This window comes from Campylobacter rectus (assembly GCF_004803795.1).
In the GTDB taxonomy this organism is placed as follows: Bacteria; Campylobacterota; Campylobacteria; order Campylobacterales; family Campylobacteraceae; genus Campylobacter_A; species Campylobacter_A rectus.
On sequence record NZ_CP012543.1, the window covers coordinates 1483282 to 1508913 of the forward strand.

Genomic DNA, 25632 nt, shown 5'->3' on the forward strand with positions numbered 1-25632 from the left:
GATGCGAGAAAACGAACAAAATTTAACCGAAGACAAAGCCCAAATCATCGAAAAAGCAAAGCAAGAGGGGATGCTTTCGGCTTGCTTTATGTCCTTTACGGTTTTGGTGCTTTACGTTGCGGATTTTTTCCCGAAACTTCAAGAAAAGCACAGCTGGACGGCGCTAAGCATACTCGCGCTCGTTTATCTTTACAAGGCGCTTAAAAAGCTCCAGCCTATGTGCGAGACCAACCTCATACGGCCGTTTCACGCGTATTGGACGCTAGGTATCGCTGCGGCGGCGGCTCTGCTAGCTGGGATACTTTACGATTCTATGTTTACGCTTTTGTTTCTTGTTTTGCTTATCGTCACGCTGTTTTTTTGGACGATTTTAAACTTTAGACTATCGCGCATCACGCAAAATCCGCTGTTTAAATTTCACTCCATCATGCTCATAGTTTCTGTCGCATCTAGCCTCACGGTACTTTTTCTAAAAGCAAACCCGGGCTCCGTGCTTTACTACGCGGACGCAGCGATAACGGCGACGGCTCAAGCTCTGCTCGTTGGCGCATGGTACGGCGTGGATGATATAGAGGAGATTTAAATGCGTGCAGGCTAAATTTGACTTTAAAATTTAACAAATTTAAACCATAGTTTTAGAGTTAAATTTAAACGAACATTAACCGTTATGATTTAAATTTAAGCCGTTAGGTAAGCATAATTTTGGCGAATACAAGCTATAATTCAGGTGCAAATTTAACCTGTTAAACCCAACATAATCAGTAATTTTGCCCAATATATCAATAAGCAAAAAGGAGACAAATGGAAAATGAGAATGAAATTTCAAATAAAAAATTAGAGTATATAAAAGGTTTTGCATATCTTGCAAATATATTTTTTATCGCCAGTTTATTTATGCCGATTAGCGAATGGCCGGCCAGAGGTATCGTATTTCGCTTAATCTGGCTAATACTTATGTATTTTGCCGTCTCAAAGGTGGCCAATATCGCCAAATCATCATCCTTGATGACTTGCTATAAGCTGTTTATCGCCGGCGTCATTTTTGCAAACATCATAACCCTTCCCGCTCTAGATAGCTCAAATATACCGCTAGGCACGGCAGTCGCTATAGCGATTCTAACTATAATATTTTTGGCCTGGACATGGATGGCAATGTTTTTTAAGCTTGCCGAGATAACCGGCGAAAAGCTCTTTAAATGGTGTATATACAGCTATATTATTTGCATTGTCGCGCTATCTGCGACGTTTTACACGCTTTTAAACTCATTTTGGATAACCGATGCGATAAAGGGCGGTTTTGGCGTAACAGTGCTAATATTCATAATAACGCAGATATTTTACTTCTCTGCTTGGAGTAGCATAAAGACGATCAAAGTGCAAGAGAATGTCCAAGAAAACGATGCGGGCTAATTAGCTCGCTAAAATTACCGATTTTTTGACTGGTAATATCAAAAAGGCGCAAGTCTGTCCGTGTATAAATTTGAGGGTTTGAGCTAAATTTTCTCAATCGGGCAAATTTAGCTAAATTTTTAAAGCGAATTTCCTTCGGCACCGAGCATAAATTTAGCTAAATTTACCGAATTTTACAGTATCCAAAACCGCTCAAAGCAACGCAATGCCGCAATCATAAATTTAAAGCAAAACGTAGCGCGCTTGACGTAAATTCAAAAGTCTAAAAGTCAAAAAACGCTCGCGTAAGCATAACTTTAAGACAAAACCACGCAAACGCTACCGCAAATGCAAAAAATAAAACAATAAAAAGTGTGCGAATTTGACTAAAGACCCATAAATTATTGCGTATCGCTCAAGAGGGCAAAAACTTCGAGCTCAAAGTCAAATTTCACCCGCCCTTAAAGTAAATTGACAAATTTAAACCCACTCTACTCTAAAAACGCCGAATTTCTAATCGCAAAAGCCGAATTTACGCCAAAACCGCCCTATCCGTTCATCTTGGATAGCTTTTCATTTTTGAGATTTGCCTCCATCTGGCGTATCTCATCCTCGCCGCTCCTTACGACGCCTTCGTCGCACTCAAAGTTTTTGGCGTCTATTTTTTTCGGGTATTCGACGTTTGCTAGGATGTGTCTAAAAAGGTTGATGCGAGCCTGTTTTTTGCTATCTGAAACGATGATCGTCCACGGACAAAACGGCGTGTTTGAGGCTAGCAGCATCGAGTATTTGGCGATGGTGTATTGATCCCAGAGCTCCTGGCTTTTTTCATCTACGGGCGAAATCTTAAACTGCTTGAGCGGGTCGGTGAGGCGCTCTTTGAAACGCTTTTTTTGCTCCTCTTTCGAGACCGAGAGGTAAAATTTAAAGAAAATGATGCCCGAGTTTTTGATCATCTCCTCAAATTTAGGCACTTCACGCAAAAACTCCTTGTGCTCTTCTTGCGTGCAAAAGCCCATCACCGGCTCGACGCCCGCGCGGTTGTACCACGAGCGGTCAAAGATCACGATCTCGCCCGCGCTTGGCAAATGCGCGACGTAACGCTGAAAGTACCACTGCGAGCGCTCGACGTCGCTTGGCTTTTCAAGTGCGACTATACGGCATCCGCGCGGATTTAGATGCTCGGTTAGGCGCTTTATCGAGCCGCCCTTGCCCGCCGCGTCGCGTCCCTCGACGATGATGAGTACGCGCAGGCCTTGCTCTTTTACGTGATTTTGAAATTTTAAAAGCTCGATTTGCAGCCTTCTAAGCTCGCGTTCGTAGTCTAGCTCGTCGCTATTTTTTTTATCTTTTGACATATCTTTTCCTAGTCTATTAAGATATTTTGCTCGTTTAGCACGGCGCCGACGCTTGCGCCGTCTTTTTCGGCGGTTATCGCTCCTATCAGCGAGATCTCGCTGCTTTCTAGCGTGCCGTTACCGTCCGCTACGATCTTATAAAGCTGAGTTACGTCCTTGCCTTGCACGGCTACTACGGCTTTCGTGCCTTCTTGATTTGAAGTAGTATTTTTAAAAGCCGTTTTGTTTGCGGCGATAAGCTCTGCGAAATCTTTCCCGCCGTAATCTTTGCCCGATATATTTTCGTCCATTTTGACGCTATAAATATCGCCGTTTTTTATCTCTCTACCGGCATTTGCGGCGAGGCCTAAATTTTGGGCGCTTATTTTCTCTTTGACGCCTAAATTTTTAAAATTTATCTTATCTTCGTTTGAAAAATCCGAAATCGTCAAATTTGAAACATTCGCCGATAAGGTAAATATATCTTTAGCTTTACTTGCGGCTACGGCTCCGGTCACGTCCGATACGAGCAAGGTATCGTTTGCGTCGATAAATTTATCTCTCAAAAGCGAATACTGAACCAAGGTTAGTTCCAAAACGCCTTGTTCATCGGTAACGTCGATGCTGTTTGCGGATTTTAAAGCGTTTAAATCGCTTGAGTTTCCTAACGCGGTTTTAAAATTTGCAACGCTATCTTTCAATAAAACATTCTCTTTTAGCGCGAGTATATCTTTAAACATACCGAATTTAGCGATCGCCAGAGTCTCGTCGCTAGGGCTAGTAAATTTGCCTTTTAGGTTCTTAAACTGCAAAATATTAAGCTCAAACAGGCTATTTTCTTGATTTACATCGACGCTTTTTACGCGCTCTGCGAGCAAAGAGAGCACCTCAGCCACGCCCTTTTGCTGCAAATTCGCGGGCGTATCGAGGACTCTAAAATTTACGTTTTCAGGCAGGCTAAACTCGTAAATTTTACCCGAATAATACGCCGTTACGAGCGTTTTTATATCCGTTAGCAGCTCGGAGATATTTTTATCGGCGCCAAACAGCATCGAGCTTTTATCTACCGTGAGCACGTCGCCCTCTTTTCTCTCTTTTAAGATCCCTTGCACGGTATATGCCTTTAGCGTCTCTTCGGTCTTGGTAACGGGAGTTTTAAACGTATAAATTTCATTCGTAGGTAGCTTGACGCTTGAAATTTTAAGCTTTGCGAGGCTTATGTCCGCGACAACCTTTTGTCCGCCCTCGTCTTTGTAGTATTTACCGTCGATACCCTTATAAACGACATAATCTACGCCCTGGGCTTTCACGCCCACGTCGCTACTATCAAAAAGCTTCATAAAGCCGTCTTTGTCCGTTATCTGACGATACATAAAATTTCCGTTTTTTTCCAGATTTTCTATCACTCGCTCGATTTGCTCTTGCGTTGCTCCCTCAAATGCAGCGGCAATGATTTTGGCAAATTCTTTGTTTCCGACGGTTTTTACGCCGTTTATCAAAGCCTGCGTTTTTAAAATCGTCGCCACCTCGGTAGCCGTGCTCTTGTCGGTTATCTCTTTTAAAATATTTCCAAATGCGGCTAATTTCTGCGCTAACGTGCTTTTTTCTGGCAGTTTTTGTATGATCTTGGCGCCCACGTCGGCGACTTTTAGTTTATTGAGGTATAAATTTTGCGCCCTTATCGCGTCGGCATCATCGTAGTTTCCGTGCTCGGCAGCCTTTAAAAGTTCGCTTACTACGACTTCTTTGGAATTACCGTTATTTAAGCTTTTAGTCCAAAACGCCACGCCCTCGGGGTCTTTACTCTTATCTTTTGAAAACAAATTCGTATAAATGTGATTTATAAAATCCTCATTGCTCTCTTTGCCGCTAAAATACTCCTTTGAGGGCTCCGTAGCCAGCATAGCGGCGGCTACGTCTTTGATCTCCAGAGAATTTTTATTAGCCGCGTTTAGCCAATACTGCTGTCCGTCTCCCTCGGCGATCCTGTTAAAAAGCGTGATATATAGAGCGTTTATATCCTTACTCGTTAAAGCCATATTTTGTCCTTTTTGTTTATATTCGACATTATTATATATAAATTCGGTTGATTTTTTGATTTATTTTTATAAAATAGCAGATCAAGTGCGTGACAAATTCGCAATTTACTTAAGTTTTATACTAGCTTTATACTTTTTTTGTAGAATTAAAAAAAATATTTTCAAGGATTTTTATGTTTTTAAGACCAATCGCTATCTTATTTCTTTTGATAAATTTTGCCTTTTGCGAACCGTTATCGGTCAAAGAGGCCTTCAATCTAACGGCTCACGCAGACGAGCAAAACGTCGAGTTTAGATTTGCTCCCGCGCCAAATATCCACGTCTATAAAGACAGCCTCGCAGCAAGCCTGGGCGAGCGAAATTTAAACTCGCACCTAAACTTCCCCAAAAGCGAGATCGAGGACGAGCGCGAGGTTTATACGGGCAAATTTAGCCTTTTTGTGCCGATAAATTTGCTAAAAGAGCTTAGCGGCGACGAAAATTTCGCCCTAAAGCTCGAATACCAAGGCTGCGCCAAAGACGGCATCTGCTACCAGCCGCAAACGCTAAATTTTAGCGTCAAAAAGGGGCTTAGCGGCTACTCCGTCACGCAAATCATAGAGGCCGCCGAGCCCGACGAGTTTGCAAGCTCTCAAGCGCCGCTTTCCGAACAAGACTCCATCGCCGCAAGCCTTAGTAGCGCAAATTTCCTCCTCTCGCTCGTCACGTTTTTCGGCTACGGATTGCTACTCTCGCTCACGCCTTGCATATTTCCGATGATACCGATCCTCTCATCGATCATCGTCTCAAAGCAAGCCAGTAGTGCGCACGGCGGCAGAAACGGCGCCGTAAATTTAAGCACAGCGGACGAAAACTCGGTCAAATTTGATGGTAGTAACCCGCACGCCAAAAATAACAAAAGCAAAAAACCGCGCGCCGCGAGTGGATTTTTCCTCTCTCTCATCTATGTTTTTGCGATGGCGTGCGCCTACGCGGTCGCCGGCGTAGCGGCTAGCGTTTTTGGCTCGGGCGTGCAAACCGCACTGCAAACTCCGGCCGTGCTGATCGGCTTTAGCATCGTTTTCGTCGCGCTTGCGCTTTCTATGTTTGGACTTTACGAGCTTCAGATGCCGCTCGCCCTGCAAAACGCGCTTAGCAAAAAAGCCCAAAGCAAAGGCGGCGTAGTCGGCGTTTTCGTCATGGGATTTTTATCCGCGCTTATCGCCAGCCCCTGCGTCGCCGCACCGCTTGCGGGCGTGCTACTTTATATCGCGCAGAGCGGAAACGCGCTATTTGGCGGGCTTGCGCTATTTACGATGGGACTTGGTATGGGTGTGCCGCTACTGCTTATCGGCGCAAGCTCGGGCAAAATTTTGCCGCGACCGGGCGCTTGGATGGATAAAATCAAGACGCTTTTCGGTTTTATCATGCTGATAATGGCGGTTTGGCTTAGCGCACGCGTGATGGGCGCCAGAGCGGAGCTACTGCTCTACGGCGTTATCGGCGTGTTTGCTAGCGTATTTTTCGGAGCTTTTGATGCGACAAACGCAGAGCGCTCGGACGGCAAAAAGCTGCTAAAAGGCACGGCGCTACTAGCCTTTATCTACTCTGTTTTGCTGATCGTGGGCTCGTTTTCGGGCGCAAAATCGGCGCTAAATCCGCTCGAAGGCTTTAAAAACGCAGGCGGTGCAGGCGTAAATTTGAGCAAAAACGAACCTAATTTTATCACCGTGTCAAATTTAGCCGAGCTGGAAAATGCGGTAAAAAGCTCATCCAAACCCGTGCTGATCGATTTTTACGCGACTTGGTGCGCTAGCTGCAACGAACTTGACGAGATCACTTTTAAAGACGAAACCGTGCTAAAAAAACTCGAAAATTTTACTCTTTTACGCGCGGACGTGACGAAAAATAGTAGCGATAATGCGCAAATAATGAAAAAGTTCGGGCTCATCGGGCCGCCCGCGATCCTATTTTTTCGCGCCGGTAGCGATGCGCAAGACGAGCTAAAAAACGCGCGACTCATCGGCTTTTATCCGCCCGAAAAATTTTTAGCCCATCTTGAAAAATTCGGGCTGTGAAATTTACGAAAACGCGGTGCTTGTAGGAAAATTTGGAAGTAAATTTGGCCGAGTTTTTGTTCTGCGGTCAAATTTGGCGTTTAAATTTTGCAAATTTAAATCCGGTCAAATTTACGCGGCGATTTTATCGTATCAAATTCGGAAGCGTTTTTAACGCGGTTAAATTTGCTTTCAAATTTTGACCGCAAGAAATTCCGCCTTTACTCGCGAATATTTTTGCAGTGCTGCCAGCGACGATTGCAGGCTCATTTTATCGCGCTTTGATGATTTTTTGCGGTTTTATGTGCAAATTTGAGATAATTAAAGCTGATTTAAATTTCGCTCGCTATAATTTCGCCTATCGTTACCCTGTAGTTTAGTGGTAGAACTGCTGACTCTGGATCAGCTAACAGAGGTTCGAATCCTTTCAGGGTAACCACTCCTTAGTAGTTTTCATTTAAATTTTATCAACTTAAATTGTTTGCTTGCGTTAACACCTTTTTTGCACAAAAAATACCCTTTTAGCTCTTTGTAATCGTCGTTTGTCGGGACTAAAAGATTTATTATGACGCCGTCTTTTTTGGAAAAAATAGCAAGCATATTATAAACAGTGCAGAATTTTAGCCCGCCCAATCTAAAATGAAAAATAGTCTGCAAAATAAGCCCGATAAAATATAAAAAATATAAAAATCTCGAAAATATTTATGCCCATCACATCACAATAGTTTTTAAGCGCCAAAAGCACGAAAACTAGGCCGATGAAAACGATGTATTTGTTAGCCTCGATCTGATACAAATCGTCGGTGGTGTCAAACGTTTTTCTTCAGTCCGCAATCTGGGCAAGCTTGATTTCTTTTGCAATTTTGTCTCCGATTTGCTGTTTTATGGCGCCGTTTTCAAAGCGGAAATAGCCGTTTTAGGCACGCTTAGCGCTTCTTTAAAATAGGCTTTAAAACTATGATAGTAATAATGGAGTTAAATAAAATCCCGTCTAAACTCATCAGAGAAAAAACAAAGAGATTAAGATAACGACGATAACAAGCGCAAGGATTAAGACGGCTGAAAACAGGCTTAAATTTTGTTTATAATCCTTGATGATTACCGGCTCTTTGTCGTAATCCCTCGCAAATTTGCCCGCATTAGAGTTTGCCAAATTTAAGCTTTTAAAGTCATTGTTTAAATTTGAAGTTTGTTTGTTCGCCAAATTTTCGAGATATGTCAAATTTGACCTTAAATTTTAGCTAAAAATACCGAATTTTAAGCCTCTTGCCGACTCTACTCCGCCGTTTTTGAAAAGGTAAATATCTTTTTTAGTTTTACAAGCCCGAACTTCACGCCGCTATACTTCATTATCTTTGCCATCTGCGTCCATCTGGGCTTTTCGTAGCACGGATGCGGGCACTTACGGCAGCTCGGTTTGATATCGTGCGAACAGGCTAAAAGCTGCTCGTGAGCGTAGAAAAACAGCTGCTCGCACTCGGCGCAAAGCTGCGTTCGGACGCTATCATTTAAATTTTTGCCCTTATAGGTTAGCTCCAAATTTATCTCGCGCTTCGGCGCTAGCGCGTGCTTATCGGCGCAGTAAGTCTGCAAAAATTTTGCCAAAGTCGTGACCTGTTCGGTAAATTTCTCATTCGTCATACATTTTTCCTTTGGGCAAATTTACCAAATTTCGGCGCTAGAGGCGTTAATTTACCTCAATTCCGAATTTCGCCTGCGCCCTTTGCAGATCATCCTCGCAGTCGATACCGATGCTGTCGCTTTGCACTTCGAGCATGAGGATTTTCTCGCCGTTTGATAGAGCGCGCAGTTGCTCGAGCTTTTCGGTATTTTCAAGAGTCGATGGCGCAAACGAGCAAAATCTTTTTAAATTTGCCGCGCTATAGCCGTAGATGCCCAGATGCGCCTTGTATGCGTCAAACGGTGCACGGTCAAACGGGATGCGCGAGCGCGAGAAATAAAGCGCGTAGCCAGCGTCGTCGGTCACGACCTTGACTAGGTTTTTATCGTCCGCTAGCTCGCTGCCGACGATTTTAAAACATGAAAACATAAATGCCCGCGCCGCATTTTTCTCGCAAAATTCTCTAAATTTGACGATATTTTCAGGCTCGATAAAGGGCTCATCGGCCTGCACGTTTATGATGATCTCGCTATCTTTGACGCCGAGTATTCCCGCCGCTTCGTTGATGCGGTCGGTTCCGCTTTGATGCGCCCGGCTCGTCATCACGGCTTTAAAGCCGAATTTTTGCGCGATTTGCACCACGCCCTCGTCGTCTGCGGCGATGGCGACCTCATCAGCCGTGCTCACCCTGCGCGCCGTAGCGACAAACATCGGCACGCCGTTTATTTCGCGTAAAATTTTATTAGGCATTCGCGTCGAAGCTAGCCTTGCGGGGATGATAATCATCGCTCGATCCAGGATAAAATTTTAGCTTCTATATCGCTTTTTGCGGCGATTTCGTTATGCACGGCGGCTTTTGTAAATAGCGATCTTATCGCGCCGGGCACTTCGTCGTTAAACTCGGCCGCCAAGGCCTCAAGCCCGCTTTTTTCGTCTTTTAGCGTTTCGTTTTTTAGTGCCTTAAACATGCTTGGAGCAAATTTGACCCAGTGCGCGGTCGACGTTATCACGGCCGGGCGCGTTAAATTTGCCGCCGATTTAAAGCAAGTAGCCGTATGTGGATCGATGGCGACGCCCTTTGCCGCCCACTCTTTGATAAATTTCTCACACTCCTCGTCGCTACAAAAATCAGCATCAAAGTCCTCTTTTAGCGCGCCCAGCTCGCTGTTTGAAAGCTCGTAAAAGCCATCGCTCGCAAGATTATCCATCAGCTCTTTGGTTCGCACGGCGCCCAATTTATCAAAAAGCAGTCTCTCGACGTTTGAAGAAACAAGGATATCCATCGCGGGACTGATCGTTTTAACCAGGCTTTTGCCGCGCAGATCGTATCGCCCCTGCGTGAAAAACTCGGTAAGGATGTTGTTTGCGTTTGAGACGATTTTGATTTTACCGATTTTTGCGCCCATTTTTTTAGCGTAGTATGCGCCTAGGGCGTTGCCGAAGTTACCGCTAGGCACGACGATGTCAAATTCGCCTTTTAGCGCGCCCGTTTTTAACAGATATACGTGGGCGTAAAGGTGATAGATAATCTGAAATAAAATTCGGCCGAAATTTACCGAATTTGCCGCTGAGAGCGAAAGTCCAGCAGCGCTTAGACGCTCTTTAAATTTCTCGCTAGCCAGCAGGCTTTTTAGCGCGCGCTGCGCGTCGTCGAAGTTACCCTCGATGCCGATTACTTTGAGGTTTGTAGCATCTGCGTTTATCATTTGTAGGCGCTGCACCTCGCTAGTGCCGTCTTTTGGATAGAGGCAGACAACCTTGACGCCTGGCGCGTCTGCAAAAGTCTCTAGCGTCGCAGGCCCCGTGTCGCCGCTAGTCGCGCACATTATGAGGTACTTTTCGCCTCTTTTTGCGGCTAGTTCGCTAAGTAGCGCGCCAAAAGGTTGAAGCGCCATATCCTTAAAAGCGCGCGTAGGACCATGATAAAGCTCGTTTACGTAGAGATTTTCACCGATTTTTCGCACTTGCACGGGATTTTGCGGATCGTCAAATCTCTCGTATCGCTTCACCGCCCTCTCAAACATCGCCGCATCAGCGTCAAATCCAAATTTCTCTATGATTTTTAGAGCGATTTGCGCGTAGTTTAAATTTACCGCCTTGGCAAAAAATTTATCATCCAGCCTAGGCAGCTCCATCGGCGCGTAAAGTCCGCCGTAAGCAGAGCTGGGGCTCAGTAGCGCCTGGCTAAATTCTACGCTTTTTAGGCTCTCGCCCGCATTCGCTCTAGTTTGAAATAGCTTCATTTACTTTCCTTTTTTATCCATTTTTTATATTTTTTGCTAGCTTTATCAGCCTTAAAAGCCACAATCTCAGGCAGCTCGTAGTTGTGATGTTTCTCGATAAATTTAGCGATTTTTTTAAATTTAACCGCGGTTTTTATGAGCAAAACCCGCTCTTTTTCATCTTTTATCTCGCCGTCCCAAAAATAAACGCTATTTGCCTTAAAAACGCTTACGCAAGCGGCAAATTTAGCTTTAACGAGCTTTTTAGCCAGAGTTTTGGCTGCGGCCTTGTCGGCGCAAGAAGTTAATATAAATTTCATTTAAAGCGTCCTAAAATTTTTAGCGGATTATAGAATTTTCTCTTTGATAATTCGTTTAAATTTATCTGCCAGCGTCGTTTTTAGCGCGATGACGGAGAGCGGCAGGCCAAACTCCTCCATCTTGACGGCATCTTTTCGCGTAACCAAAAGCGAGGTCGCGCCGTAGCGAGCTAGGATCCCCGCTAGCTCGTCCCGCGAAAACGCGTAGTGATCGGGGTATATCTCGCGCCCTACGCAAAGACTAAAGTAGGGCTCCAAGCGCTGCGGATTTGCGATAGCGGTCACTAAAACCATCTTTGGAGTTTGATTTATGATTTCACTTGTGCGCGTAAAATCCTCGCCCTCTTTTACGACGTAGTCGGCTTTGGCGTAAAATTTGCTCGGGTAGCGATACGCGCCGCTAGGCAGGACGAAATCAAAATACGGCTTTGCGGATGGGTGGATCAGGACGTTAAATTTTTTGATGTGAAATTTGCCGAAGCCATCATCGAGCAGCACATACTTTGCGCCTAAATTCAGGGCTTCTTTTATCGCGATGTCGCGGTTTTCGCTCACGATGACGTTTGCGTTTTTCACGCTTTTTGCGTATTCCATCGCCTCGTCGCCGCTAGCCGTGACGCCCACCAAAATTTCACCCGAGATCGCGACCTTGACGAGCCCTTTTGAAGCTCTACCGTAGCCTCGCAAAATGGCGCAACCGCCCTCAAATTCGTTTAAAATCGCGATACCGAGCGGCGTTTTTCCGCTACCGCCTAGAGTTAAATTTCCTATGCTGATAATCGGGATGCCAAAATCTAAAGCTTTACTAAATTTGAGCTTTAAAATCACGCCCGCACAGTAAAGCAGGCTCAAGGGCAAAAGCGCGAGAGCTAGGCACTTTTGCCACAAATTCGGAGCGTAAAAATACTCCTGCGCGAAGGCGTAAATTTTCCTTTTAAACACGCGTTTTGGCTACTTCTCGCACGCTCTCGCAGATATGCGCGACCTCTTCGTCGCTAAGCGCGTTGTAAACGGGCAGCGAAAGCACCTGCTGATAGGTTTTTAGCGCATTCGGGAAAGAATTTACCTTAAGCCCGTATTTACTTTTATAGTAGCTTAAAAGATGCATCGGCTTGTAGTGAAGCGCAGTGTGAATGCCGCGCTCTAGCAGCTCTTTGGCAAATCCGTCGCGGTTTTTGTCGATCTTGATAATGTACTGGATATAGACGTGATCGCGCTTTTTGATCGGGAGCGAGACGTGCGGACAGTCTGCGAGCTCTTTGTCGTAGGCGGCGGCTATCTCTTGGCGACGTGCGATAAATTTATCCGTTTTTTCAAACTGCGCCACTGCATACGCTGCGCAAAGTCCGGTTAGATCATACTTCACGCCGATATCGATAACGTCGTAGATGTAGCCTAGGTTGCCGTCCTTATCTATGCCGCCTTTTATGATTGCGTGATTTCGCAGTAGTTTCGCGCGCTCGGCTACCGCATCGTCGTTTGTGAGCATAAAGCCTGCCGTCGCGATCGGGTTGGTCAGCTGCGAATATATATTAAAGCAAGATATCAGCGAGCGCCCGTCAGAGCCGATTTTCACGTCGTTATAAGACAGACCGATAGACTTGCCCGCATCGTCTAGCACCTTGATGTCGTACTCCTGCGCGATAGCATAAATCTCGTCCATATCCGCAGCCTGCCCCGCGATGTGATTTACGAAGATGCCTTTTAGCTTCTTGTGATTGTGCGCCTTTAGCGTATCTCGCAGCGACTGAGGGTTCATATTAAAGTCGTCTTCGTTGATATCCACAAATATCGGCTCGGCGTCAAAATGCCTGATCGCTTGCGCCACGCTCGGGGTCGAATTTACCGAGCAGATGATCTTGTCGCCGCGCTTTAGGTCCATCGAACAAAGCGCCAAATGGTGAGCGGCGCTGTTGTTATTGGTCGTTACAGCGTGCTTTACGCCAAAATACTCCCTAAGCTCGGACTCCAGCCTATCCACGATCACCGAACCGTGTTCTTTTAGAGCCTCTTTGATGAGCGCGGTCTCGGCCTCGTCGATGGATGGTTTAAAAAAAGCTATTTCTTCCATTTTGCCTCCGTATTTTTTATTTTATTTTATCTTTATTTAAATTTTGTTTTTATTTTAGCTTTATTTTCTTGGCGCCGAATTTACGGTGATTTTGACGCTATAATTGCCGCTCGCCGATCCTAACGGCGATTTTTTGTTTATCTTACGCTGTCGCTAATCGCGTGCGTTTTGCCGCCTTGGGCAAATTTGACGTTTGGACGATAATTTTTAGCCGATGCGACGGCATTTTGCACGATGTTTCGATGCTTGCACCGATATTTTAGCGCTCTTGGCGACTTTTCTCCAGCCGCTCGCGTTTTGTAGCTTTGAGCAAAATCGTCGCAACTTTGCCGTTAAATTTACCCTATCTTAAAGCCAAGCAATCTTTAGCGCCGATCGCGCGGCTATAATCAAATTTGACCCGCAAATCCGTCGTCCAGGCTGCTTTTATCCGTTCAAGTTACCGTCAAATTTTATACAAAAGCGTCAAATTTCGCCGTTTTTGACCGCCAAAACCTCAGCTAAATTTACCACCGAAACGTAAATTTAGCTCAAATTTTATTTCTATTCCAAGCTCGCAACCGGCGGCAACGAGAGTTTAAATTTATTCGCTCTCATTTTTAAAAACACAGTCGCGACGAGCTTCGGGTCAAATTTACGCGCCAGCTCGTCCTCGCTTTTGCTCTGCGCCAAACGTAAAATTTCATCCAGCCGCTCGTAGCTATAGCCTATGTCGGCCTCGTCGCTTTGCCCCTCCCAAAGGTCGGCGGACGGGGCTTTTGCGATGATTTTTTCATCGATGCCAAGCTCGCGCGCCAGCTCGTAAATTTCAGTCTTAAAGAGCTCGCCGATCGGATTTAGCGCGCATGCCATGTCGCCGTAGATCGTGCCGTAACCCAGCATCCGTTCGCTTTTGTTGCTCGTGCCCACGACTAGCGCATTTACCCTCGCCGAATAGTCGTAAAGCAAGCACATCCTCGCCCTTGCGCTTAGATTTCCCATCCGCAAATTTGGTAGCGGCTCGCCGATTTGCGCGACAAAGCTCTCCAAAATCGGCTGAATTTCGATGATTTTATGCGTTATTTTCAGATCGCTGCAAAGCTTAAGCGCGTCGCTTAAATTTCGCTCGCTTGAGTGTTTTGCGGGCATCAAAAGCGCATGCGTATCAAAGCCCGTGCACTTGCAAAGCGCGGCCACTACAGCAGAGTCTATGCCGCCGCTAACGCCTAAAACAAAGCCTTTCGCGCCGCTTTTTTCAAGGTAGCTCGCCAAAAACTCGGTTAGCTTCAGGCAGATTTGCGAATAGTTTTTCATAATGATTATCACCGATAAATTTAAATTCCCAAACCTATTATACAATTTTTCCATAAATTTAACTTTTAAGCTTAAAAAATATACAATCGATTTTAGTTAAATTTCACAAAAGGACGGACGTGAAAATCATCTCAAAACCATGCGGCGATTATCAAACCAATTGCTACGTCATATCCAAAAACGGGCGCGAGATTATCATTGATCCGGGTCAGAATTCGTTTGATTTCGTTATAAAAAATTCACACGCGCCGCTCACTATTTTAAACACCCACGGACACTTTGATCACATTTTTGACGACGTTAGCTTAAAAAATTTTTTTAATATCCCCGTGTATATCCATAATAACGATAATTTCATGCTGCAAAGCGATATTTGGGATATCGGTCAGCAAACGATGAGCGACGCGATCTGCGTAGGCGGGGCAAAATTTGAGGATGTAAAATTTACTATCGAAGACTTTGAGATCGAGTTTATGCACTTTCCGGGACATACGCCCGGATGCTGTATGGTGCGCGTGGATGAGGCGATTTTTAGCGGCGATTTTTTATTTAACGGCTCGATCGGGCGCTATGATTTTTTGTTTTCAAACGCCGAGGATATGCGTCAAAGCTTGCTAAAATGCAAAAAAATGCAAGGGGACTTCACGCTATATCCGGGTCACGGCGATAAAACGACGCTAAAAGCCGAGCAGGAAAATTTGGACTTTTGGATAGAACGGCTCGGCGAGTAAAATGGGGTTTTAGCTAGACAAATTTGTGTTTTGGCCTTTTAAGAAATTTTCAAAAAACGGCGTAAATTTGAGGCTAAACAGAGAGTAAAATTTAACTAAAACCTCTTTGACGGTTTCCTGCTTTTCCTCCTCGTTTCAAACTCCATCAGAGTAAATTTAGTTTTTATTGCTTAAACCGACATTTCGACTATTTAAAAAGCCTATAAACAAACGCGCTCGGTAAAATAGTATTTTGTTAAAAACAGCGATAAATTTTCGTAAATTTTGAAGCTAGTTTAAAATCTTGCCAAATTTAACCTCAAATTTAGCGCGGTAACCTCAAGCTAAATTTTACGAAAAAAGTTAGAAAAACTCAAATTTTAACATCAAATTCGTGCGGGTTATCTTTCAAAACGCTACTCAAAAATGCGTAGCAAACGACAGGTAGCAATAAAAACGGCAAAATAAAACTCAAATTAAGTCGCTAGGATGTAAAACCGTCAAACGCCGGTAAAAAGCATTGCCTCCCAAAACGCCCAAAATAAACACGCTCCGACCGGCACCGCTAAATCTCGCCTCAGAAAATCTTAAACGAACTATATATGTATCAAGTTCCGTCTATCTTTGTATTTTGCGGTAGAATATTTTTATATTAATTTTTATATTTTACCAACTTTTAATAAAATTATCTATACAATACCGCAATCACAAAAATTAAGTTAGTATTATAGTGAATATTAATTTAATATTAGTTCAAATAAAACAATATCAGGAGGTTTGTATGCTTAGTGTCTATAAGATCAAAACTTTCCCTCCGGCGCCTAATTCAAGGGGCGGGGAAGCTGATTTTGAAGGTACTTATAGAAAAGGCGAATTACGCGGTATTATAAGAATAGATCAAGATAGCTGTGTCGGATGCGATACCTGTCGCTCCTTTTGCCCTACAGATGCCATAGACGGCTCTCTCGGAGTTGCTCACAAAATAGATCAAAATTTATGCGTAGCCTGTGGACAGTGCCTCATAAACTGCCCGTTTGCCGTCATAGAGCAAATGAGCTTTGTCGATGAGGTTATGCAAAAGCTTGACGACGAAAAGACCTTTGTCGTAGCTCACCCTTCGCCTGCGGTTAGGGTTTCTTTGGCTGAAGAATTCGGTGGAAAACCCGGAGAACTAACCGTAAATAAGATGTATAACGCCTTCGAAAAAGCCGGCTTTAATATGTACGACGTAAATTTTGCGGCCGATCAGACGATATTGGAGGAAGGAACCGAGCTAATTAAAAAGATAAAATATTGGCTACTCGGCGAACGTAGTCATGATTTAGAGCACGTTTCGCACCATCCTTTCCCGCATTTTACGAGCTGCTGTCCGGCATGGGTAAGAAATGCCGAAATTTTCCATCCGGAGCTGATACCTCATATCTCGGGCGCAAAATCTCCGATACAAATGGGCGGGCCTCTTGCTAAAACCTGGGCGGCTAAATTCGTTTGGGATAAAGATCCGCGCGATATTTACGTAGCTACGGTTACTCCCTGTACTGCAAAAATCTACGAGGCAAGCAGACCGGAATTTAACTCCGCATACGAGTATCTGAAAGAAAGAGGTGAAATACCCGCCGATACAAAAAGCTTTCCCGATATAGATGCAACGCTTACGGCTCGCGATATAGCTGAAATTTTGCGTAAAAAAGGCATAAATCCTCTTGAGATGTCGGATGAATACCCTGAAAAAACAATGAATGTTTATACCGGCGGAGGTACTATATTCGGAAATAGCGGCGGCGTTATGGAGGCGGCGCTTAGAACGGCTTATTTTCTACTCTCGGGACAAGAGCTAAAAGATCCCGACCTAACTCCCGTAAGAGGCTACGATAAGGATCTAACGGAAGCCGTAATACCGATCCCTCTAAAAGACTACGACGGCAAGACGCTCGAACTAAAAGTAGCCGTAGTAAACGGTGCTTCAAGAAATTTAAACACCATCTTAAAACATATTACTAAAGATAGCAACAGATATCACTTCATAGAGGTGATGAACTGCCCGGGCGGATGCGTAAACGGCGGCGGACAGCCCGTGCATGCTATGGGAACATCGTGGCTTCATTCGCTACTGCCGCTTCCGTTAAAAGCTTAAAAGGATAAGAAATGAGATATCAATTTATAGAAAAACCTGTAGGAAAAATTTTTTCAAGAAGGGATTTTTTAAAGGTTAGCGGCGTTTTGACCTCGATTATTGCGATTAGCGGCTATGCGATAACGGATATCATCAAAAGACGTAAATCTTATATCGCGATGCGCCAAGAGGGCTTATACAAAGACGATAAGCGCTGTCAAGACAAAAAACTAATCGGCTCCCACCAAAACCCTAGTTGCGCTCAATGTTATGCCGATTTAAATACGGAGCCTATGGGCGAAGTAGCGGAAAAACTGCTTCATACAAGCGCCTACTTCGATCGAAAAAATTTGATCTTAAAAGGAGCTAGCCATGCATGAAAATAGAGTTTTAAAATTCCCGCTCTCGGAAAAGGTCTTTCATAACGTAAATTTGATCACTTGGATCGCTCTAATATTTACGGGAGTGTTGATATATTTTAGGATGGTTAATGAAGATATGGCCGAGATGCTTATGGATTGGCATATAGGCATAGGCATTGTTTTTACTATAAACTTTTTCGGTTTTATGCTATTAAATTTCGATCGTTTTTCTTTGATGATAAGAAATTTGCTTATCTGGGACCGCGATACGTTCGCTTGGTTTAAAAATTTCGGCGGCTACCCAAGAAGACTTTTCGGCATCAAATTCGGCCCCGAAGAGGTCGCTCCTCAAGGAAGATTTAACGCCGGTCAAAAGGCCGCTTATCTGATATTTATGTTTATGATATTCGGGCTTATCGTATCGGGCTGGCTACTTTACGCTTATCCTGCCGCGATGGGTAAAATTTTTACGAAATGGATATTTTTGTTTCACGTTTGGGGCTCTATACTTACGAGTCTGCTCGCGTTTTGCGTGCATATGCCGCTAGCCGTTATCAACTCCGAGGATCTAAAGGCGATGTTTAGATTCGGTCCCGGCGATGTGCCTTTAGAGGACGCTCATCACCATGCTCCAAAATGGGTCGAAGAAGACCTAATGGCCGTAGACGCCACCAAAGCGGCTCACTAAAGGTAAATTATGTCATGGACAGACGATAGGTATAATAAAATTTTAAAGTGGGTTGGCAAACACGAATACGAAGACTTCATAGACGAAAACGAGATAGAAGAAATTCTATCTCGAACCAAAAATGCCGGCAAGGACGAAGTTAGAGCCGTTATAAAAAAAGCTAAAGAAAACGCCGTAAAAGGCACTATGCTAACTCCTTACGAAACGGCCGTGCTTTTAAACAACTCGCATGATGAAATTTGGGATGAAATTTTTGACGCTGCGACGGAGGTCAAAGAGGAAGTTTACGGCAACAGAATGGTGCTTTTCTCGCCTCTTTACATATCAAGCCCGTGCGTTAATAACTGCAAATACTGCGGATTTGCCGCAGAAAATACCGCCACAAAAAAGAAAATTTTAAAAAACGACGAGCTAAAAAACGAGATAGAAAGCCTGCTCGATATGGGGCAAAAGCGCCTTATAGCGGTTTACGGCGAGCATCCGAAAAGCGATTATAACTACATCGCAAAGACGGTGAGAGAAATTTACGGCGTTAGAAAAAATAACCTAAACATTCGCAGGGTCAATATAAACGCCGCACCGCTTTTTGAAGATGAGTATAAGGTCGTCAAGGCCGAAGGCATAGGCACTTTTCAAGTATTTCAAGAGACTTATCACAGAAAAACCTACGCCAAATATCACCCCCAAAATACGCTAAAAGGCATTTACGATTGGCGCGTTTTCGCGCTTCATAGAGCCCTTAAGGCGGGGATTGACGATGTGGCCATAGGCGCACTTTTAGGACTTTATGATTATAAATTTGAAATTCTAGGGCTGCTGTATCATGCTATGAGCTTAGAAAAATACTTCGGCATAGGCCCGCACACCATCTCCTTTCCTCGTATAAAAAAGACTTCGGCCGGCGCAAACGATATGCCTTACGCGCTAAGCGATGAGGAGTTTTTGAGGGCTATCGCGATAATTCGCCTTATGTGTCCGTTTACGGGCACTATCCTAACGGCCAGAGAGGAGCCGTCCATAAGAGACGAGGCGATAAAAAAATGCGGAATTTCTCAAATGGACGCAGGCACAAACATAGGCATAGGCGGCTACTCGAAGAAAAATAGCGAAGACGAGCTGGATAATCAACAATTTAAAATCGGCGATCACCGCTGTATCGATGAGTTCGTGCTAAATGTCATGAAAAAAGATAAAATTCCAAGCTTTTGCACATCCTGCTACCGCGAGGGTCGCACGGGCGATCACTTTATGCCTTACGCCAAAAACGCCAAGATCAAGTATCTTTGCTTACCCAATGCGATCTTGACGCTTAAAGAATACCTGCTCGACTACGGCTCGACCGAGGCCAGAGAGCTCGGCGAAAACGTGATCATACCAAAGTATCTTAGCGAGCTTGAGGAAAATTTACCTAGCGTTGCGCAAAAGGTTAGAAATTTGATAAGCGATATGGAAAAGGGCACAAGGGATTGCCATCTATAAAATTTATAAATGAGCTTGAAAAAAACCATATCACTTCGCTTTACGGGCTTGAAAAGATCATAGCAGATGACGAGGACTGCGAGTATCTCTTTGAGGCGGCAAACAGAGTTAGACAAAAATTCGTAAAACAAGAGGTGCATCTAAAAGCTCTTATAGAGATCTCAAATATCTGCGCCAAGGAGTGCTTTTACTGCGGGCTTAGAAGCAAAAACAAAGACATAAAACGCTACAAAATGAGCGCCGAGGAGATAGTGTCCCGCGCCAAAGAGGCGGCTATGAGCGGATACAAAACCGTCGTCATGCAATCGGGCGAAAGCGGCGCTTTTAAAGACGATGAAATTTGCGAAATCATACGCGAGATAAAGAAATTTGACGTGCAGATCACGCTTAGCTTCGGCGAAAAGAGCTTTGAGCAGTACCGCGCCTATAAAAAAGCGGGCGCGGATAGATACTTGCTTCGCATAGAGACCGCCGATAGGGCTCTTTACAAAGCCCTTCATCCAAATATGAGCCTAAAAAACCGCATAAAGTGCCTAGAAAATTTGCGAAATTTAGGCTACGAAACAGGAAGCGGCCTACTCGTAGGACTTCCGGGAAGTAGCGCTAAAATCCTAGCGCGAGATCTGATGTTTTTAAAAAAATACGACTTTGATATGATCGGCATAGGGCCCTTTATACCGGCTACGAACACCCCGCTTGAGCATTCGAAGGCGGGCGGGATAAAGCTGGTCTTAAAAGCAAACGCTTTAACAAGGCTGCTTTTGCCTAAGATAAATATCCCCGCCACGACCGCTATCGAGACGCTTGATCCAAACGAAGGGCGCAAGATGGCTCTACGAAGCGGCGCAAACGTCATCATGCCCTCCATCACGCAAAGCAGATATCGCGATCTATACAAGCTCTATCCGAATAAATTTTGTCTAAAAGAGAGCGCAGCCGAAATTTACGATAAGTTTGATGAAATGCTCTCTTTAATAGGCGATAAAATTTCGCTTACCAACGGCAACAGCGTGCGTTTTAATCAAAGGCGGGGGCTGTGAGCACTCCAAAATCGATGCGCATAGCCGTAGGGATATTCGGTAGGCGAAATGTCGGTAAATCGAGCATTATGAACATGCTAAGCAACCAAAGCGCCTCCATAGTATCCGATGTGGCGGGCACTACGACCGACACGGTGCAAAAGAGTATCGAGATACACGGGCTGGGCGCCGCTACGCTCTTTGATACGGCGGGCGTCGATGATGCGGGCGAGCTCGGTGAAAAAAGAATTTTAAAGACGAACGAGACGATAGAAAATATCGATATAGCCGTTTTGGTCGTAGAAAATAACGAATTTAGCAAATTTGAAAGCGAGCTCATAGATAAATTTAAAAGCCTCAATAAGCCCTTTTTGCTGCTTGTAAATAAGTGCGATCTGAAAGAAACAAAGGGCGAGTTTTTAAATTTGATAAATCCCTTTAAATTTATCAAAACCTCGGCTAAAACCAAGCTAGGCTTAGAGCTGATTTATGAAGGACTGGCCGAAATTTCAAAGCAAATTTCAAAAGATAGCGACGATCTTTTTAGCGGAATTTTAAATCCGGGCGACATAGTGCTACTTATAACGCCGATTGACGACGAAGCGCCCAAAGGCAGGCTCATACTGCCTCAAGTGCAAGCTATAAGGCAAATTTTAGACGGCAAAGCCTATGTTTGCGTCTCAAGCGACGCAGACGTATCAAAAACCGCGCAGATGTTTAAGCCGAATTTGATAGTGTGCGACTCGCAGTGCGTTTTGCAGGTCGTAAAAACCGCTCCAAAAGATGCGAAAATCACCACTTTTTCCATCCTGATGTCAAGGCTAAAAGGCGATCTAAACGAGTTTATAAAAGGCTGCAAACAGGCTACAAGCCTAAAAGATAACGATAAAATTTTAATCGCCGAAGCATGCACTCACAACGCAAAAGACGGCGACATAGCAAGGGTTAAGATCCCAAAAATGCTTAGCAAATTTAGCGGCAAAAAGCTTGAGTTTAGCTACACGAACGGCAGGGACTATCCCGCGAATTTAGATGAATTCGCGCTAATCGTTCATTGCGGAGGCTGTATGATAAACAAAACGATGATGAAAAACCGCATGCAAAAGGCCTCTCAAGCCGTCGTGCCCATCACAAACTACGGCATTATCATTTCGCTTTGCCAAGGCGTGCTGGATAGGGTTACCGAGATATTTCGAAAATAATCTGCGGCTATTGCGGGGCGGCTACGCAGCGTCCGTCTTCATGACTTTAGCCTCGACTCATCGCCGTCTTGAGGCTCGAGGGCAGATGTCGGCGAGTAAAATTTCAGGGCCTGGAATTTTAAAATTTTAAATCTATGGGCTGAATTTTATCGACGGAATTTTGTTTTGTGGATTTTGTGCCGCAAAATTTGGGCATAGAATTCCGTGCCGCGCGGATGAAATTTGGTGCCGCTAAATTTACTTATTTTTAACTTCGCTACGCTCGTTACTTTTCAAGACTTCACGCTTTATTGCGACTGGAATTCTTATATTTATAGTTATTAGATACTTTTAAAGTCTATATCTGCCGAGAAATATTTTAAAATTTCACGAAATTTATCCTCTGAATTTTTTAAATAAACTATGTATTTTTTATAGTTCTCATCGCAGCCTAAATTCTTTTGCTAAAGCTTAAGTTTTGTTGAGCCTGTAATTTTAAAAACAAAGACTCGAATATAACAATCGGCATTGCGCCGGGCGCTAAAAAGTAAATTTAATCAATCCTCAAGATAAATTAGTTTGCGTTAGATCGCGCACAAAAAGCACGCACGGCGGTCCGTCTAGCATCGGACGACCGAACTAAATTAAATTTTATTTTCAAATTTGCGATAAATTTAAGCTAAATTTCGCCGCCCTTGCCTCTCAAAAAGTAAAATTTAAGCGAAAAAGATGAAATTTGACGATCCGGGGGCTTAAAATTTGAGTGAATTTACGCGTTTTGCTTCGCCTCTTCTTTGCGCTTTTCCTCGTTTCGCCTTTGCGCGGCTTGTTTTTGCAGGTTCGCTTGGTAAATTTTAAAGATATGATCTTCTAAAATCACGACCTGAAAAGTGCCTTCAAACACCTTGATATCCTTGGTTTTGCCGGTTACGCGCACCTCGCGTTTTTTGCTCTCGTTAAAATGCGAGCGCGCGTCGAATTCGATCGCTTCATTTACCCTAGTCGGGGCGAAAAAATGTATCTTAGCGCCGATAACGACGCTAAAAGTCTCATTGACCGCCGCCATCGCCGCGTAGCTAGCCGCCGAAAAAACAAATCCGCTGTGAATCAGCCCCTCACCGTCGGCGACCATATCGTTTGTAGCAAAAAAGCGCGTTTTGGCGTGATTTGGCTCGAGCTGCGTCACGGCGCCGCTTAAGCTGATTTTTATATTCGGCGAGGTTTTTAGCTCGTTGCGAAACGGATTTTCGTCCTCGGGCAGCACCACGCTGTCGCTACTGTTGTCGTCGTAGATATTTTCGTCCATTTTTCACCTTTTTATACGCTTAGTTTTAGATAGACCCGTTTTGGCGCGGGATAGCCCTCGACCGTGCGCGTAGGGTCTGCGGGATCGAGGAAATCGCCCAAGCTCTGCCCCAAGATCCACTCGGTTTTTCGCTGCTCGTGCGCGTCCGTGGGCTTTGTGGCTAAAATTTGCGCGTCTTTAAATTTCGCCCTCTCGCACCAGTTTAAAAGCGCGTTTATAGTCGGCACGAAGTAGATATTCGGTATCTTTGAGTATGTATTTTTAGGACTCAGGGCAAAATCGCCCTGCATATCAAGATACATCGTGTCCAAAAAGAGCTCGCCGCCCGCATTTAGCGCGCCTTTTAGCTCTTTTAGCGTACGCACCGGATCGCTTCTGTGATAGAGTACGCCAAGACAAAATAGCGCGTCAAATTTAACGCCGTAGTGCGGCAGATGCTCTACGCCTAGCAGCTCGTACTCTATACCCGAGCGCGCGAACGCATCGATAAATTTAAACTGCAAAAAGCTCATAACGCCCGGATCAAAGCCGATCAGCTTTTTTGGACGCTTTGGTAGCATGCGAAAGAGATAGTAGCCGTTGTTACAACCGATATCGCCCACGACCTTGTCCGCTAGATCCATATGCGGAGCAAGCAGGTTAAATTTAACAAAACTCCTCCACTCGCTATCTATCAAGATGTCGTCTATCTTAAAGGGTCCCTTGCGCCACGAGCGTAAATTTAGCGCCGTTTGCAGCGTCTCTTCGCGCCGGGTGGGGGTTAAATTTGCATTTATCTCGACTATATCGTCAAATTTAAGCTCAAACTCGCGCCCCTTAAATTTAGCCGCCAGCTCCTCTACCTCCCGCATCAAAGGCGCGTAGGTTTTGCCCGCCAGCTCCCTAGCCTTAGCCGCTCTAGCCGCTTCTAAGCTCATCACTCCGTCCAGTCGATGATGTTTTTAGGGCACTCTTTGCGGTAGGTGCCCGTCGCGTCGTAGTACTCCTTGCACTCGTTGTAGTACTTCGTCGTCACGCCGCGGTCGTTTAAAAACACGCAACCGCCCAGTATCGCCGCCAGAGACGAGAAAAATAAAATTTGCGCTAGAGTTTTCATTTGAAAAATTTAGCGTGCTTTTTCTTCATGTATTCGACGACTTCGAGCACCTCGTCCACGCCCTCGGCGCCCGAGTTTTCCAGCGCGTCGTCGATGCACTCGATGTAGGTCTCGGCGGCGTCCTCGAGCCTATCTTTTTTCACGCCGGCATAATACAGCATCGCCTCCAGCATCATCGAAAGCTCGTAGCTTAGCTCGTCTACGGTAGGTTCTATTTCTTTCATTTTCTATCCTTGTAAAATCGTTTTTTTGGTTATTAGGTCGGTTATCTGCGCTTTTACGTTTTCATAGCTAAAGCTATCCTTAAAGCCCGCAAAAAGCCCGCCGCTAGCGTTCACGTGTCCGCCGCCGCCGACTAAATTTTTAGCCATCCGGCTCACGTCCGCCTTGCCGTTGGCGCGAAAGCTCAGCGTCTTTTTGCTCGTAACGTCGATGAAAAAATCAATATCGGGGTTCGCGACTAAAAAATCATTGCCGATAACCGAGGTATTGCCGATATTGTAGGTCAAAATGCCGTTAAGGTCGTTATATTTTATGCTAAATTTCTCTTTTTCCTCGCTTAGTTTTTTTACGACGAAGGCTGAGATCAGGTTGCTTAGCGTATCGTTTTTATCCTCTTTAAAAAAGTCCTTTTTAAATCCGAAAATCGCCTCGTCAAGCCCGACGTAGTCGTCTCCCGCGTCAAAAAACTCCCGCGCTCGTTTGATTAGATAAAAAAGATAACGCGAATTTTCAGCCTCAAACATCGTTTTATTTATCTCTTTTGCGTTTGCGACGAGTCCGAGTCCGACCTTGCCCATTTCAAAATTTACGTCGTCTTTTAGCCAGATATCGACCGCATTTACAACGTCGCTAAAGTGATTTAGGCTCGCATCGACCCCGTAAATTTTAGCGAAAAAATCATGCGTGATCTTAGTCGCGCACCTTGAGCTATCTAAAAAATACCAGCTAAATTTGCTCGCACACTCGGCTCCGCTTTGGTGGTGATCGAGGAGCAAAATTTTAGCGTTTTTATTTGCTAGCGCCTTCTCGTAGGCTTCGCACTGCTCCACGGTTAAATTTAGATCCGTTATCAGGATAAGCGCTTTTTCGTCATTTTTAATCGCTTCGGTTTCGCCGCGATTTTCGGACGCATCTTGCGAGCTCTCGTTTTGCTCGCCGCTTAAATTTGACTGCGCCTTGACTACGCTTTTATCCGAAATTTGAGCCAAAATTTGATCAAATTTCTCGTCGATCTCCTTGCCGTAGTTTGAGTTATAAAATTTAACGTTTTTAAAATAGTGATTCGTTATTACCTGCGCGCCATATCCGTCCAGATCGGTGTGCGAGAGGTGGTGGATGGTCATTTTA

25 protein-coding genes and 1 tRNA gene are annotated in these 25632 nt (G+C 44.6%); 11 read left to right on the forward strand and 15 right to left on the reverse strand.

Annotated elements, in window-relative coordinates:
• Position 1: 1 nt before the first annotated feature.
• Both CRECT_RS07060 and CRECT_RS07065 read left to right on the forward strand, forming a co-directional pair.
• Positions 2-583: a hypothetical protein gene (locus CRECT_RS07060; RefSeq protein WP_002945061.1), complete on the forward strand. Its 582-nt coding sequence runs from the start codon at positions 2-4 to the stop codon at positions 581-583.
• A 218-nt stretch (positions 584-801) separates the two neighbouring features.
• Positions 802-1410 carry a hypothetical protein gene (locus tag CRECT_RS07065; protein ID WP_002945028.1) on the forward strand — a complete coding sequence of 203 codons (609 nt, stop codon included), beginning with the start codon at positions 802-804 and terminating at the stop codon, positions 1408-1410.
• A gap of 527 nt (positions 1411-1937) precedes the next feature.
• Here CRECT_RS07065 and ppk2 read toward each other — a convergent pair.
• The gene (ppk2, locus tag CRECT_RS07070; RefSeq protein WP_002945054.1) at positions 1938-2747 is read right to left on the reverse strand and encodes a polyphosphate kinase 2; all 810 of its coding nucleotides are present in this window, start codon (positions 2745-2747) and stop codon (positions 1938-1940) included.
• A gap of 8 nt (positions 2748-2755) precedes the next feature.
• The gene (locus CRECT_RS07075) at positions 2756-4765 is read right to left on the reverse strand and encodes a DUF4214 domain-containing protein (protein WP_002945013.1); all 2010 of its coding nucleotides are present in this window, start codon (positions 4763-4765) and stop codon (positions 2756-2758) included.
• Between the two features lie 173 nt (positions 4766-4938).
• Between CRECT_RS07075 and dsbD the strand changes: the two genes are divergently transcribed.
• Positions 4939-6822 (forward strand): protein-disulfide reductase DsbD, encoded by a 1884-nt coding sequence (dsbD, locus tag CRECT_RS07080; RefSeq protein ID WP_039888396.1) that lies wholly within the window; start codon positions 4939-4941, stop codon positions 6820-6822.
• A 344-nt stretch (positions 6823-7166) separates the two neighbouring features.
• Positions 7167-7240, forward strand: a tRNA-Gln gene (locus tag CRECT_RS07085).
• 561 nt (positions 7241-7801) lie between these two features.
• Here CRECT_RS07085 and CRECT_RS07090 read toward each other — a convergent pair.
• The 8 genes from CRECT_RS07090 to CRECT_RS07125 all read right to left on the reverse strand — a co-directional run bounded on the left by CRECT_RS07090 (position 7802) and on the right by CRECT_RS07125 (position 14328).
• Positions 7802-8023, reverse strand: a complete 222-nt coding sequence (locus CRECT_RS07090) for a hypothetical protein (RefSeq protein ID WP_002945051.1) — start codon at positions 8021-8023, stop codon at positions 7802-7804.
• 53 nt (positions 8024-8076) lie between these two features.
• Positions 8077-8442, reverse strand: a complete 366-nt coding sequence (locus CRECT_RS07095; RefSeq protein WP_002945083.1) for a nitrous oxide-stimulated promoter family protein — start codon at positions 8440-8442, stop codon at positions 8077-8079.
• 46 nt (positions 8443-8488) lie between these two features.
• A complete protein-coding gene (kdsB, locus tag CRECT_RS07100; protein WP_002945088.1) occupies positions 8489-9208 on the reverse strand; it encodes a 3-deoxy-manno-octulosonate cytidylyltransferase in 720 nt (239 codons plus the stop codon).
• Positions 9205-10665 carry a threonine synthase gene (gene thrC / locus CRECT_RS07105; protein WP_002945060.1) on the reverse strand — a complete coding sequence of 487 codons (1461 nt, stop codon included), beginning with the start codon at positions 10663-10665 and terminating at the stop codon, positions 9205-9207. Before thrC ends, kdsB begins: the two co-directional genes overlap by 4 nt.
• The gene (gene cutA, locus CRECT_RS07110; RefSeq protein WP_002945059.1) at positions 10662-10964 is read right to left on the reverse strand and encodes a divalent-cation tolerance protein CutA; all 303 of its coding nucleotides are present in this window, start codon (positions 10962-10964) and stop codon (positions 10662-10664) included. Before cutA ends, thrC begins: the two co-directional genes overlap by 4 nt.
• A gap of 27 nt (positions 10965-10991) precedes the next feature.
• Complete coding sequence (locus CRECT_RS07115) at positions 10992-11906, reverse strand: tetraacyldisaccharide 4'-kinase (RefSeq protein WP_002945045.1); 915 nt, start codon at positions 11904-11906, stop codon at positions 10992-10994.
• Complete coding sequence (locus tag CRECT_RS07120) at positions 11899-13035, reverse strand: DegT/DnrJ/EryC1/StrS family aminotransferase (RefSeq protein ID WP_002945069.1); 1137 nt, start codon at positions 13033-13035, stop codon at positions 11899-11901. Before CRECT_RS07120 ends, CRECT_RS07115 begins: the two co-directional genes overlap by 8 nt.
• A 543-nt stretch (positions 13036-13578) precedes the next feature.
• A complete protein-coding gene (locus tag CRECT_RS07125) occupies positions 13579-14328 on the reverse strand; it encodes an NAD+ synthase (RefSeq protein ID WP_039888407.1) in 750 nt (249 codons plus the stop codon).
• A 119-nt stretch (positions 14329-14447) separates the two neighbouring features.
• Between CRECT_RS07125 and CRECT_RS07130 the strand changes: the two genes are divergently transcribed.
• The 7 genes from CRECT_RS07130 to hydF all read left to right on the forward strand — a co-directional run bounded on the left by CRECT_RS07130 (position 14448) and on the right by hydF (position 21901).
• A complete protein-coding gene (locus tag CRECT_RS07130) occupies positions 14448-15059 on the forward strand; it encodes an MBL fold metallo-hydrolase (RefSeq protein ID WP_002945095.1) in 612 nt (203 codons plus the stop codon).
• A 760-nt stretch (positions 15060-15819) separates the two neighbouring features.
• On the forward strand, positions 15820-17172 hold the full coding sequence (locus CRECT_RS07135; protein ID WP_002945014.1) for a [Fe-Fe] hydrogenase large subunit C-terminal domain-containing protein: 1353 nt from the start codon (positions 15820-15822) through the stop codon (positions 17170-17172).
• 11 nt (positions 17173-17183) lie between these two features.
• Complete coding sequence (locus CRECT_RS07140; protein ID WP_039888390.1) at positions 17184-17531, forward strand: iron hydrogenase small subunit; 348 nt, start codon at positions 17184-17186, stop codon at positions 17529-17531.
• A complete protein-coding gene (locus CRECT_RS07145; protein ID WP_002945057.1) occupies positions 17524-18201 on the forward strand; it encodes a cytochrome b/b6 domain-containing protein in 678 nt (225 codons plus the stop codon). The genes CRECT_RS07140 and CRECT_RS07145 overlap by 8 nt, the downstream gene beginning before the upstream one ends.
• 9 nt (positions 18202-18210) lie before the next feature.
• On the forward strand, positions 18211-19680 hold the full coding sequence (gene hydG, locus CRECT_RS07150; RefSeq protein ID WP_002945010.1) for a [FeFe] hydrogenase H-cluster radical SAM maturase HydG: 1470 nt from the start codon (positions 18211-18213) through the stop codon (positions 19678-19680).
• Positions 19668-20720, forward strand: coding sequence for a [FeFe] hydrogenase H-cluster radical SAM maturase HydE (hydE, locus tag CRECT_RS07155; protein ID WP_002945036.1), 1053 nt, complete (start codon positions 19668-19670; stop codon positions 20718-20720). Before hydG ends, hydE begins: the two co-directional genes overlap by 13 nt.
• A complete protein-coding gene (gene hydF, locus CRECT_RS07160; protein ID WP_002945087.1) occupies positions 20717-21901 on the forward strand; it encodes a [FeFe] hydrogenase H-cluster maturation GTPase HydF in 1185 nt (394 codons plus the stop codon). The genes hydE and hydF overlap by 4 nt, the downstream gene beginning before the upstream one ends.
• Positions 21902-22649: 748 nt before the next feature.
• On the opposite strand, the gene CRECT_RS07165 is transcribed toward hydF, so the two are convergent.
• From CRECT_RS07165 to CRECT_RS07185, 5 genes are read right to left on the reverse strand one after another with little or no spacing between them, the layout of a single operon-like run.
• Positions 22650-23186, reverse strand: coding sequence for a hypothetical protein (locus CRECT_RS07165; RefSeq protein ID WP_002945009.1), 537 nt, complete (start codon positions 23184-23186; stop codon positions 22650-22652).
• Between the two features lie 11 nt (positions 23187-23197).
• Positions 23198-24103 carry a tRNA 5-methoxyuridine(34)/uridine 5-oxyacetic acid(34) synthase CmoB gene (gene cmoB, locus CRECT_RS07170; protein WP_002945052.1) on the reverse strand — a complete coding sequence of 302 codons (906 nt, stop codon included), beginning with the start codon at positions 24101-24103 and terminating at the stop codon, positions 23198-23200.
• Positions 24103-24282: a hypothetical protein gene (locus CRECT_RS07175; RefSeq protein ID WP_002945008.1), complete on the reverse strand. Its 180-nt coding sequence runs from the start codon at positions 24280-24282 to the stop codon at positions 24103-24105. The genes cmoB and CRECT_RS07175 overlap by 1 nt, the downstream gene beginning before the upstream one ends.
• The gene (locus CRECT_RS07180; RefSeq protein WP_002945055.1) at positions 24279-24506 is read right to left on the reverse strand and encodes a hypothetical protein; all 228 of its coding nucleotides are present in this window, start codon (positions 24504-24506) and stop codon (positions 24279-24281) included. The genes CRECT_RS07175 and CRECT_RS07180 overlap by 4 nt, the downstream gene beginning before the upstream one ends.
• 3 nt (positions 24507-24509) lie before the next feature.
• Positions 24510-25628, reverse strand: a complete 1119-nt coding sequence (locus CRECT_RS07185; protein ID WP_002945046.1) for a DHH family phosphoesterase — start codon at positions 25626-25628, stop codon at positions 24510-24512.
• Positions 25629-25632: the final 4 nt, after the last annotated feature.